General features: G+C 63.5%; 9 protein-coding genes. 4 read left to right on the forward strand and 5 right to left on the reverse strand.

Features of this window, described 5'->3' with window-relative positions; all coding sequences use genetic code 11:
* Positions 1–85: 85 nt before the first annotated feature.
* Genes RBH77_RS10880 through RBH77_RS10895 form a run of 4 tightly spaced genes read right to left on the reverse strand, consistent with a single transcriptional unit; the run spans position 86 to position 5,122 of the window.
* Positions 86–649: a sarcosine oxidase subunit gamma gene (locus RBH77_RS10880; protein ID WP_311032185.1), complete on the reverse strand. Its 564-nt coding sequence runs from the start codon at positions 647–649 to the stop codon at positions 86–88.
* The gene (locus RBH77_RS10885; RefSeq protein ID WP_311032186.1) at positions 630–3,578 is read right to left on the reverse strand and encodes a sarcosine oxidase subunit alpha family protein; all 2,949 of its coding nucleotides are present in this window, start codon (positions 3,576–3,578) and stop codon (positions 630–632) included. The genes RBH77_RS10880 and RBH77_RS10885 overlap by 20 nt, the downstream gene beginning before the upstream one ends.
* The gene (locus RBH77_RS10890) at positions 3,575–3,862 is read right to left on the reverse strand and encodes a sarcosine oxidase subunit delta (RefSeq protein ID WP_311032188.1); all 288 of its coding nucleotides are present in this window, start codon (positions 3,860–3,862) and stop codon (positions 3,575–3,577) included. The genes RBH77_RS10885 and RBH77_RS10890 overlap by 4 nt, the downstream gene beginning before the upstream one ends.
* 9 nt (positions 3,863–3,871) lie before the next feature.
* Positions 3,872–5,122 carry a sarcosine oxidase subunit beta family protein gene (locus tag RBH77_RS10895; protein WP_311032190.1) on the reverse strand — a complete coding sequence of 417 codons (1,251 nt, stop codon included), beginning with the start codon at positions 5,120–5,122 and terminating at the stop codon, positions 3,872–3,874.
* Between the two features lie 87 nt (positions 5,123–5,209).
* Here RBH77_RS10895 and RBH77_RS10900 point away from each other — a divergent pair, with 87 nt between their 5' ends.
* Positions 5,210–6,175, forward strand: coding sequence for a GlxA family transcriptional regulator (locus tag RBH77_RS10900; protein WP_311032191.1), 966 nt, complete (start codon positions 5,210–5,212; stop codon positions 6,173–6,175).
* A gap of 19 nt (positions 6,176–6,194) precedes the next feature.
* Here the strand turns inward: RBH77_RS10900 and RBH77_RS10905 are convergent, their stop codons facing one another.
* A complete protein-coding gene (locus tag RBH77_RS10905; protein WP_311032192.1) occupies positions 6,195–6,950 on the reverse strand; it encodes a GntR family transcriptional regulator in 756 nt (251 codons plus the stop codon).
* Positions 6,951–7,053: 103 nt separating this feature from the next.
* Here RBH77_RS10905 and RBH77_RS10910 point away from each other — a divergent pair, with 103 nt between their 5' ends.
* The 3 genes from RBH77_RS10910 to RBH77_RS10920 are packed head-to-tail and all read left to right on the forward strand — an operon-like array spanning position 7,054 to position 11,890.
* The gene (locus tag RBH77_RS10910; RefSeq protein ID WP_311032194.1) at positions 7,054–9,093 is read left to right on the forward strand and encodes a hydantoinase/oxoprolinase family protein; all 2,040 of its coding nucleotides are present in this window, start codon (positions 7,054–7,056) and stop codon (positions 9,091–9,093) included.
* The gene (locus RBH77_RS10915) at positions 9,090–10,781 is read left to right on the forward strand and encodes a hydantoinase B/oxoprolinase family protein (RefSeq protein ID WP_311032196.1); all 1,692 of its coding nucleotides are present in this window, start codon (positions 9,090–9,092) and stop codon (positions 10,779–10,781) included. Before RBH77_RS10910 ends, RBH77_RS10915 begins: the two co-directional genes overlap by 4 nt.
* A gap of 38 nt (positions 10,782–10,819) precedes the next feature.
* Positions 10,820–11,890, forward strand: a complete 1,071-nt coding sequence (locus tag RBH77_RS10920) for an ABC transporter substrate-binding protein (RefSeq protein ID WP_311032197.1) — start codon at positions 10,820–10,822, stop codon at positions 11,888–11,890.
* The last annotated feature ends 6 nt before the right edge of the window (positions 11,891–11,896 follow it).

Consider the following 11,896-nt stretch of genomic DNA (forward strand, 5'->3'; position numbering starts at 1 on the left):
TAGTCGCGGGTACGCCCGCTCACTTCCTCAAAGCGGCGAGTTGAAGGTCGATCTCGCAGCCGATCTTCCCGATAATTCGAAGTGCTCAGCCCAGGTCAGTGAGCTTTTCGGGCGCGTCACAACCGAATTCGAGGGAAGCTTCGCGCAACGACTCCCACAGGCTGTCGGCAAAGCTGGATGTGACGATAAGGTCGTAGCGGTTGGCGGCCGTGCGGGTGACCTGGACCGTGAGATGACCGAAGGCCGTCATGGCTGAAGCGCCCTCCGGAAAGGAATCGGGGGCGAGATCCATGCCGATGCCTTTCGCAAGCATTTCACGAACATCCGGACCATCGGCGACAATCACCGTACGGCTGTCGCTCTGGTCGAGGAATGATGCTTCGGCGCCAAGGCCAGCGGCAAGGGATTGTCGCAGCTTCGCCGTTGCCGCGCCGGTTTCGGCGATGATCAGCCATTTATCGCGCCCAACGGAGCGGGGAAGAACACCGACGGCAGAGGCGATAGTCATGAGCCGCTTTGCTACGGCGTCGTGCGCTTTCGCTGAGGCAAGGACGAGGAAGATCGCGGCCGGAAGAGTGGCTGCGAGCATAACCGTCGGCGTCCTGGTTCGTCCAGCGCCGTTGGCAACATCAGACATGGAGCCTCCCATTTTCCCGATCGACGAAGCAGGCTTCGCAGACGACGGCGAGGAATTCCTCTCCGCGCAGCCCGTCCCATATCCTGATTTCCTCGCCATGGCGGGCGCGTCCATGCTTGAGCAACGCCAGGGCGACGTGATGGCCGAGCGCAGGCGAATAGCAGGCGGAGGTGACGTGGCCCTGGTCGTTCTCGGTCGACGGCGGTGCCTCGCGTTCCAGCAGATGAGAACCAGTCCGGATGATGCGATCGGCGCCGACAGGCTTCAACCCGACGAGCTGCATTCGATCCCCGGCGGCCAGCGCCTCGCGGCCGAGCATCGGGCGCCCGACATAGTCCTTGGCCTGTGACGCCATTCTGCCCATGCCGATATCGTCTGGAACCACCGTGCCGTTGATCTCGGCGTGGGTAACATGGCCCTTCTCGATGCGCAGCACCGAGAGCGCTTCCGTGCCGTAGGGCATGATGCCGTGTTTCGCGCCCGCTTCCATGACAGCGTCGGCAACACGCTTGCCCGCGCGCGCCGGCACGGCAAGCTCATAGGCGAGCTCACCTGAAAACGAGATGCGGAAAAGCCTCGCCGGCACCGCGCCCAGAACCGTGACATCAGCCGCGGCCAGGAAGGGGAACGCTTCGTTCGAGACATCGCGGTCCACCAGTTCGGCGATCACGTCGCGGGATTTCGGTCCGGCGATCGCCATCTGCGCCCATTGGTCGGAGACAGAGGCGAAACGCACGTCGAGCTCCGGCCACAAGACCTGCGCACAGAATTCCAGATGCGTCATGACGCCGGCGGCCTGCGCCGTCGTCGTGGTCATGAAATAATGGTCCTCGGCGAAGCGGCTTGTCGTGCCGTCGTCGAAGATGAAGCCGTCCTCGCGCAGCATCAGTCCGTAGCGCGCCTTGCCGATCGGGAGCTTGGCGAAACCGTTGCAGTAGATGCGGTTCAGGAATTCCGGAGCGTCGGGACCGAAGATCTCGATCTTGCCGAGGGTGGAGACATCGCAGATGCCGACATTGGCGCGGACATTGGCCGCCTCGCGATCCGCGCTCTGGCGCCAATGGGTCTCGCCTTCCCGGGGGAACCAGGCGGAGCGATACCAGAGCCCGGCTTCCACGAAGACGGCGCCATTCGCCTCGGCCCAGCCATGCAATGGCGATTTGCGCACCGGTTGGAAGTGCTTTTCGCGATTGGCGCCCACGATCGCGCCGAAGGAAACCGGCGTATAGAAGGGGCGGAAGGTGGTCGTGCCGATCTCCGCCGGCGACTTCCCCTGTGCCTCGGCGACGATGCCGATCGCGTTCAGGTTGGACAGCTTGCCCTGGTCGGTGGCCATTCCCGTGGTGGTGTAGCGCTTCGCGTGCTCGATATGGCCGTAGCCTTCACGTACGGCCAGGCCGAGATCGGAGACGGCCACGTCATTCTGGAAATCGACGAAGGCTTTGGCGCGAGACTCCTTGACATGCCAGAGCGCTTTGAACCCGGCGCCGGTCTCTTTCGCCGTCTTGGGCGGATCGAAGCGAGCCGGTTTGATGCCTAGTTCGCCGAGCGCGGCTTTGGCCTTCTCGATACCGTCGCGTAGGCAGTCGGCGAGACCATAGATGCCGGCAGCGGACCCGGTTACTGCCAGCCCGCCGATCTCGGGGGCGAGAAAGGCTTGCAGGCCTTCATTCCATATAGGACGGCCGCCGCGCTGGCAGGCGAGATTGATGATCGGGGTATAACCGCCTGACATCGCCAGCGCGTCGACGCCGATCCGCTCGTATTTTCCGTTGCTGAGGATTTCGATGCCTTTGAGGCTTTTCCCGCCGAAGGTGCGCGTCACCAGCCCGCCGGGGATGGTGCGGGTTGCCGCCGACGTGGCCGAAGAGGCGGCGCGGCTGTCGATTACCGCCGCCACCTCGACGCCGCGTGCCTGCAGATCACGCGCCGTACGGTAGGCGGCGTCACCATTGGTGAAGATTGCGACTTTCCTGCCCGGCGCCACGGCGTAGCGGTTGAGATAGGTGCGCATCGCGCCGGCGATCATGATGCCGGGCCGGTCGTTACCGCCGAACACCAACGGACGCTCTTCGGCGCCACTCGCCAGAACGGCGCGCTTTGCCACGATGCGCCAAAGCCGCTCGACAGGAAGCGCCTCGTCTATTTCGGCGCGATGTTTCTGCACCCGTTCGAGCGCGCCGAACACGTTGGAATCATACCAGCCGAAGGCAGTGGTGCGCAAAAGCACCCGCACATTCGGCATGGTGTCAAGCTCGTCCGCGACCTGCCGCGCCCAGTCCGGCGCCTCCATATTGTCAACGCTCTCGCGTTCACCGAGGAGCGAGCCGCCGGGAAGCGACTGCTCGTCGACGAGGACGACACGCGCGCCGGAGCGCGCCGCGGTCAGCGCCGCCATCAGGCCGGCGGGGCCGGCGCCGATCACCAGCAGGTCACAATGTGCCCAGCGCTTTTCGAAACGGTCCGGGTCCCGCTCGTAGCTTGCCTTGCCGAGTCCTGCCGCACGGCGGATCAGCGGCTCGTAGAGCTTCTCCCAGAGAGCTCCCGGCCACATGAAGGTCTTGTAGTAGAAACCGGCGGCGAGGAAAGGCGAGAAAAGCTGGTTGACGGCGCCCAGATCGAAGCCGAGCGAAGGCCAGCGGTTCTGGCTCTTGGCGACCATGCCTTCGTGAAGCTCCGCCATGGTGGCGCGCACATTAGGCTCGCGCCGCCCGCCCGTGCCGACGGTTACCAGAGCGTTGGGTTCGGCTGAGCCCGCGGTCAGGATTCCGCGTGGGCGGTGGTATTTGAAACTGCGGCCCACGAGGCGTCGCCCATTGGCGAGCAGGGCCGAGGCCAGCGTGTCGCCGGCGAAGCCCGAGAGTTTCTGTCCGTCGAAGGTGAAGTCGATCGGGCGGGAACGATCGATCAGGCCACCCTGCGGGAGACGCCGGGAACTCATGTCCGGTCTCCCGCGAGCCCGCGTGCCCGGGCGTCGGCGACGTCGTAGACGGCGTGGCTCATATTGTCCCGCTCGACGATCAGCCAACTGCCGCAGCCGGCGCCATGATACCAATGCTCGCGCAGGCGTCCGCGCGGGTTCGCTCGCAGATAGACGGCAGAGAACCATTGCGGATCGTCTATCGGCGTACCCCAGGCGGGGCGATTGTCAGGCACGGCGCCGCGGATGGTGAACTCCTCCTTCGGGCGCATGCCGCAGTGGGGGCAGGGGATGAGACTGGCCATCGTCGTTTCCTAATGGAGATTTGCCTGGGCGCCGCGGCCGTTCTCGTCGATGAGATAGCCGCGCGCGAAGCGGTCGAGCCGCATCTCGCGCGCCACCGGATGCGGCTCGTCGCGGGCGATCAGATGGGCGAAGCACCAGCCGGAGGCCGGGGTTGCCTTGAAGCCGCCATAGCACCAGCCGCAATTGAGATAGAGGTTGGGGATGGGCGTCTTGTCGATGATCGGCGATCCGTCCATCGACATGTCCATGACGCCGCCCCAGGAACGCAGCGCCTTGACGCGCGACAGGCCCGGGAACATCGCCAGGCCTGCCTCGAAGACATGCTCGACCGTCGCCAGATTGCCGCGCTGGGCATAGGAATTGTAGCCGTCGATATCACCGCCGAAGACCAGCCCGCCCTTGTCCGATTGCGAGATGTAGAAATGGCCGGCGCCGAAGGTCACGACGGTGTCGATGAAGGGTTTCAGGCCCTCGGAGACGAAGGCCTGCAGTACATGGCTCTCGATGGGCAGGCGCAGCCCGGCCATGGCGCCGACGACGGAGGAATTGCCGGCAGCCGCGAGTGCCAGCCGGTCGCAGCCGATGAAGCCGCGGGTCGTCTCGACCCCCTTGGCCCGGCCGTTCTCCACGCGGATGCCGGTCACCTCGCAATGCTGGATGATATCCACGCCCATTTCATCGGCGCCGCGTCCGTAACCCCAGGCGACCGCGTCATGACGAACCGTGCCGCCGCGCCGCTGCAACAGCGCGCCCATGATAGGGAAGCGCGCATTGTCGTAGTCGAAGAAGGGCAACATGCGGCGCACGCCCTCGCGGTCCAGCAATTCGGCATCGACGCCATGCATGCGCATGGCATTGCCGCGGCGGGTGAAGGCGTCGCGCTGGGCGTCGGAATGATAGAGATTGAGCACGCCGCGCTGGGAGACCATGGCGTTGAAGTTGAATTCCTGCTCCAGCCCCTCCCACAGTTTAAGGGACCATTCGTAGAAAGGCTCGTTGCCGGGCAGAAGGTAGTTGGAGCGGATGAGGGTCGTGTTGCGGCCGATATTGCCCGAGCCGAGCCAGCCCTTTTCCACAATAGCGACGTTGCGGATGCCATGTTCTTTGGCAAGGTAATAGGCGGTGGCGAGGCCGTGGCCGCCGCCACCGACGATGACGACATCGTAACGGCTCTTCGGTTCCGGCTCACGCCAGACAGGCGTCCAGTTGCGGTTGCCCGAAAGGGCGTTGGTGATGAGAGACGCAAACGAATAGCGCATGGATCAAATCCTTCGACCGCCGCGAAATATGCGGAAACGAACGGCAGGCCCTTGTCTGTGAAGGACGGATACAGATATGAATGAGACATGGTTATAGAGCCAACTCCCGGCGTCCAGCATTTCGGCTTCATCCCGCTGCCGGGCTTCGCCCTCATGTCGTACGCTACCGCCGTCGAGCCGCTGCGTGCGGCCAACCGGCTCGCCGGACGGCCGCTCTATCGCTGGACAAATTATATCGTCTCCGGCGAGGAGACCGTCTCGTCATCCGGCGCGAGCGTCCGTGGCGAGCGACTGCCCGTGGATCGGGGCTCGCTGCATACCGTATTCGTGACGGCGGGCGGCGAGCCGAAAGACTGGATGGTACCGCCGGTTATCAGTTGCCTGCGCCGGCTCGCACGCCAGGGTGTGCGGATCGGCGGCATCGCCGGCGGGCCCTATCTGATGGCGGCAGCAGGACTACTCGCCGAACGCCGCTTCACGATACACTGGGAGCACGTCGAAGCGCTGATGGAGGCGTTCCCGACGCTGAAGCCCGAGCGCTCACGCTTTATCCTGGACCGCGACCGGCTGACCTGCGGCGGCGGCATCGCGCCGATGGACATGATGCACGCCCTGATCACGGAACGCATGGGCGCGGCATTCGCAAGGCGCGTAAGCGACTGGTTCCTGCACACCCATGTCGATATGCCGTCCGCCCCGCAACGCGCCTCGCTGGCGGAGCGCTATGGCGTCCACCACCCCGTGCTGCTCGCTATATTGGAGAAGATGGAGACGACGCTTTCCGCGCCTCTCGACCGCATCACGATGGCCTCGTTCGCAGGCATCAGCCCGCGCCATCTCGACCGGTTGTTCCAGACGCGGCTACGGACTTCGTTCCTGCATCATTACCACCAGTTGCGGCTCGCCCATGCGCGTAACCTCCTGCGCCAAAGCGCGCTGTCGGTTACGGAGATCGGATTCGCCTGCGGTTTTGCCAGCAGTTCACACTTCGCGCGCTGCTACCGTGCGCAATTCGGCATGACGCCGAGCGGAGAGCGCACAAGAGCTGTATAGTGGGATATCATCGCCGGATTCAGCCGCGCCGCCCCGACGGTTCCAGGCCCATTCGGTCTTGGAGGTGGAAGGAATCGATATCGCCCGACCGCCCGAGCAATTGCCGCGTGAGCCGCTCCCTGAAGAGAACGGTGTGGCGCTGCGCGACACTATCGGCCTCGTCCCCGTCGCCGGCCTCGATCGCTGCGAAGAGATCCCGGTGGTCCTGCATGGTCTGCTTCAGGTGATCGTCACCGACATAGCCGGCCCGAGCACCGACGATGAAGCATTGGCGCGACAGTCTCAACGTGTCGATGGAGACGGTTTCGTAGAAGCCGTGCAGAACGGTACTCGCCGCGGCCTTGGCGACCTCCATGTGAAAGTGATGGTTCGCCTCGCTCAACCGGGCCTCGTCGGGCGATTCCGCCTCGGCTTCGAATATCTGAAGCGCTTTCCACATGGCCGTCAGATGTGCCGGCTCCCGGCGAAGTGCTGCCAGGCGATGCAACGCGCGCGACAGAAGCATCAGGCCCTCGAACACATCGCGCAATTGCGAAATATCGAAGGAAGCCACGCGAACCTGCCGCCCATCGCGCAGCAGCAAGCCCTCCGATACGAGACGAATGATCGCTTCCCGGACGGGTGTTCGCGAAACGCCTGATTTCTGCACGATGCCGGCTTCGTCGATCACAGAGCTTGGCGCGAATTCCATGGACAGGATTTTCTCGCGTATCTCGCCATAGATGCGATCCGCGTTCCGCTGGCCGACGTCACTGTTTCGAGTGGCATTTCCCATGACGAATCAAAGGCCTCCCTCGTTATCGACATATTCTGGCACTGCCTGATTGACAAGATATCCAATTTGGATACAAATAATATCCATCGAGGAGAAAAATGCAATGAGCTGGACGGTCGGTGTCGACGTAGGTGGGACCTTTACCGACTTCTTCCTTTCGGACAGCACGACTGGAGCCGTTCACGTCCACAAGATTCCCTCCACGCCGGATGACCCCTCGACCGCCGTTCTCTCGGGACTGATCGACCTCCGCACCCGCCTTGATCTGCCCGCGAACGTGCTCGATCGGTTCGCCCACGGTACGACCGTCGCCACGAACGCCTTGATCGAGCGGAAGGGCGGACGCGTGGCCATGATAACCACGGCCGGATTCCGCGACCTCGTCGAGATCGGCCGCCAGGTTCGTCCCAAGGTCTACGATTTGAACGCCGATGCGCCGATGCCGGTGGTGCCGCGCGAGTGTCGTTTCGAGGTGGCGGAGCGCATCGGTCCCAGCGGAGAGGTCCTGCGGGACTTGCTCGACGAAGAGATCGACCGCGTAGTGGCGGAGGTGGTTGCGGCGAACGTCGACAGTTGCGCCGTCTGCCTGCTCTTCTCCTTCATCAATCCGCGGCACGAGCAACGTATCGGGGCCGCGCTCAGCGAGCGCTGTCCAGGCATCCAGGTTTCGTTGTCGAGTGATGTGCAGCCGGAGTTCCGCGAATATGAGCGGTTTTCGACGACGCTCTTGAACGCGTTCCTGAAGCCGAAAGTTACGCAATACATGAACCATCTGGCCTCGTCGCTCGCCGGCGAAGCACCGCGCGCGTCGATCGGTATCAGCCAGTCTTCCGGTGGGTTGATGAACATTCACCGTGCTTCCGAAATGCCGATCCGCACCGCTCTGTCTGGGCCGGCCGCCGGCGTCGTGGGAGCCATGTCGGTCGCGACCCGCTCCAAACGAAGTGACCTGATCACCCTGGACATAGGCGGCACGAGCACGGACGTCTGCCTTATCGAAAATGGCGCCGCGACGCTGGCCTATGGCCGCAATATCGCCGACTTTCCCGTTCGCCTACCCTCGATCGATATCCACACCGTCGGGGCCGGCGGCGGATCGATCGCGCATATCGGCCGTGACGGCCTGCTCAAGGTAGGGCCGGAAAGCGCGGGCGCCGCTCCCGGGCCGGCCTGCTACGGACAAGGAGGCACGCTGCCGACGGTTACAGATGCGAATGTGGTGCTCGGCCGCCTTCCATGCGAGCTTGTCGGCGGGGGAATGAGGCTCGACCGCGATGCCGCCGCGCGCGCGATCGAGCCGATTGCCGACAAGCTGGGGCTCTCGGTCGAAGAGGCGGCCCTGGGGATCATCAGGATCGTTGTTTCCAATATGGTTAGGGCGATCCGCGTCGTGTCGATCGAGCGCGGTTACGATCCGCGGCGTTTCTCGCTGATGCCTTTCGGAGGCGCGGGCGGCCTGCACGCCGCCGACGTTGCCCGTGAACTGGGAATGCGGGATATCGTCGTCCCGATTTCTCCAGGTATCCTCTGCGCTGAAGGGGTTGCGGTTTCCGACCTCGAAGAGAGCTTCGTGGCCACGGTGAGGGCTCCCGTCGAGCAGGATCTGGGGCCCGTGCGGTCAGCCTTGGCACGCCTCCTCGATGAGGCCGGCACATGGGCCATGAGCATCGGGGAGGGGCAGCATTGCGATCTGTCCGCCGCGCTCGACATGCGCTACGTCGGCCAGAATTACGAGCTTCCCATAGACATCGGCAACGGAAACGAATCGTCGCTTCCCGGCGGTCAAGAACTGCAGAGCCGGTTTTTTGCCGAACACCGGGCGAAATACGGACACTTCGACCCGAACGCCAGCGTCGAGATCATCAATGTGCGTCTTCGCGCGCGTATCCAGTTCGGCAAGGTGCGGCCCTCCAACAATCCGGGACGTGCCCCTTCGGAAGCCGCGCCTCTCAATGGACTCGTCTGGTTCGGCGGCGATCGTCCGGTAGAAACATCCATCGTCGATCGTGCCTCGCTTGGTCCGGGCGATAGCCTCGCCGGACCGGTGATCATCACTCAGTTCGATTCGACCACGGTGGTTCCTCCCGGAGCGGCCGCCCATGTCGACGAAGCGGGAAATCTGATCATGGAGCTTAGCGCGTGAGTACGCCCAATCTGGATCCGATAACGCTGGAAATCATCTGGAACGGTTTGCGCTCGGTGACCGACGAGTGCTTCCTGACGGTTCAGCGCAGCGCTTTCTCGACCAATATCAAGGAGCGCCACGACCACTCCATCGCTATCCTCGACCGGTCCGGCCGCCTCATCGTGCAGGCGGACAAGTCGATGCCTATCCATCTCGCCTCCATGACGGGGCTGGTGCAGGTCCTGCTCGACCGCTACGGCTCCGATATCGGCCCGAACGATATCTTTGTCGCCAACGACCCGCATGTTGCCGGGGGTACCCATCTGCCGGACATCAACATGGCGATGCCGGTTTTTGCCGATGGCGAGCTGGCGGGGTTCGTATGCAATATCGCCCACCATGCCGATGTAGGCGGCGCCGCCAAGGGCTCCATGTCGGGCGGGCTTACCGAGATCTATCAGGAGGGCGTGCGGATTCCGGTCGTTCGCCTGCACCGTGGCGGCGAACTGCAAAAAGAGATCTTCGATATCCTGCTGCTCAACATGCGGCTGCCGCGCGAGCGACGGGGCGATCTGAATGCGCAGATCGCAGCCTGCCGGCTCGGGAACGACCGCATGGCCCAGATCTTCGCGCGCTTCGGCGTGGAGAACGTGCTGCAGGCTTTCGCCGACATCGTGACGCGTACCAGGGAACGGATGCGGCAAACGATAGCCGCCCTTCCGGACGGCACCTGGTCGTTCGAGGATTTCATGGACGATGACGGGGCGGGACGCGAGGACGTCCGCATCGCGCTGACCGTGAAGAAAACGGATAGCACGATCGTCCTCGATTTCACGGGATCTGACCCGCAGGTACCCGGCAATATCAATCTGACGCTGAACGCCGTCCAGTCGGCTGTCGCCTTCGTGCTGAAGGCGCTTCTCGATCCCGATATGCCGAACAATCAGGGTGTGCTCGACGCGCTCGAGATCGTTGCGCCGCGCGGCTCCATCGTGAACTGCGACGGCCCCAGCGCCGTCGCGCTGCGCGCCAATACCTGCCAGCGCGTCATCGACGTGGTGTTCGGAGCTCTCGCGTCCGTACTTCCGGAGAAGACGACGGGCGCATCCAACGGGGCCAACACCAGCATGGTGTTCGCCGGGACGGATCCGCTGACCGGCGCTCCATATGTCTATCTCGAGACGTTGGGTGGTGGAATGGGCGCGCGCTCGACCCATGACGGCAAGGACGGGGTCCAGGTCGGCATAACGAACACGTCCAACCTGCCGGTCGAGGCGATCGAAATGGAATATCCGCTTCGCGTCGAGGAGTATTCGCTCGTCGCCGATTCCGGTGGGGCAGGGCGCCAGCGCGGCGGAATGGGCCTGCGCCGCGTGATCCGCCCGGTCGGCCACGCTTGCGAGTTTTCCGGAGTCGGCGAACGTTTCAGGCACCAGCCATGGGGCATCTTCGGCGGGGAGAGCGGAAGTTCGGGCCGGTTCTTCCTCAGGGATGATGACGGGAAGGTCACCGACTTGCCGCCAAAGGCTTCGGGCATGGTGCTGGCGCCTGAACAAGTGGTGGTGGCGGAGACGCCGGGCGCCGGCGGATACGGAGATCCGCTCGGTCGTTCCGAGGCGGATCTCGCGACCGACCGTGTCTCGGGCAAATTCTCGGACGAGTATCTCAGACATCACTATGCCAAAGCCGATCGGAAGTCGGCGTAGCCGATACAGAAACAGGATCAGAGCAAGGGAGGAAAACGATGACAGACAGAATGAATAACGGATTGACCCGCCGGGTCGTCCTGAAAGCGCTAGCCGGGTCGGCAGCCACGGGATTGGCGATGCCGGCGATCGTCAACAGGGCGTACGCCAACGAAACGCTGGTGGTGTACAATTTCGACGGCATCATCGGGAAATTCATCAAGGAGAACTGGATCGACCCCTTCGCCAAGTCCGAAGGCGTCCGCATCGACGTGTTGACGATGCAGGGCAGTTCGCCCCCGATGGCCAAGATCAAGGCTCAGGTCGACGCAGGACGGCCCGATGCCGACGTCATCCCGATGCAGCTCACCGACTATACATTCGCGGTGCGCAACAATCTCCTGATGCCGATCGGCCGTGACGAGATTCCCGAATACGCGAACCTTTTCCCCGAATTCGTGACGGACCATGGCCCCGGCCTGATCCTCTGGTGCTATGGGCTGGCCTACAACACGAAGCACATCGCCGAGAGGCCCAAGCAGTGGAAAGAGATGTGGAACCCGGCCTATAAAGGCAAGGTCGCCCTCAACGAGGCGCTCTTCGAACAGGCTCTCCAGATGGTGAATCTCGTAGCGAAAGGGAAGCCGACGCCGGTCGACAAGGAGACGTTCGCCGAACTGGACAAGCTGCGGCCGAACCTGGCCACCCTTTGGACGACCGGCGCTCAGGCGGAGCAGCTTCTGCGCACCGAGGAAGTCTGGTTGACGCCGTGCTGGAACGGCCGGGTCTTCACGCTTCAGGATAACGGAGTCCCGGTGGATTTCGTGACGCCCGAGGAAGGCTTCTTCGTCCGCTATGATCCGTATTGCATCCCGCGTGGGGCCAAAAATCCCGCCCTTGCGAAGCGCTGGATCAACTACATCTGCAATGCAGACCGCCAGAAAGGCCTCGCAGACCAGCTCTTCCAGGGCACGCCCAACATGAAGGTCAGCTATACGCCGGACATCGCGAAGCGCGTCGTCATCACCAAGCCGGAGGACCTCAAGCTGGCGGTGAAGGAAGACTATGGCGCCATCCTCGATCATCTTGGCGAATGGCGCCGCATGTGGGACGCTTGGAAACAGGGCTGATCCCCG

Source organism: Mesorhizobium koreense, assembly GCF_031656215.1.
Taxonomy (GTDB): Bacteria; Pseudomonadota; Alphaproteobacteria; order Rhizobiales; family Rhizobiaceae; genus Mesorhizobium_L; species Mesorhizobium_L koreense.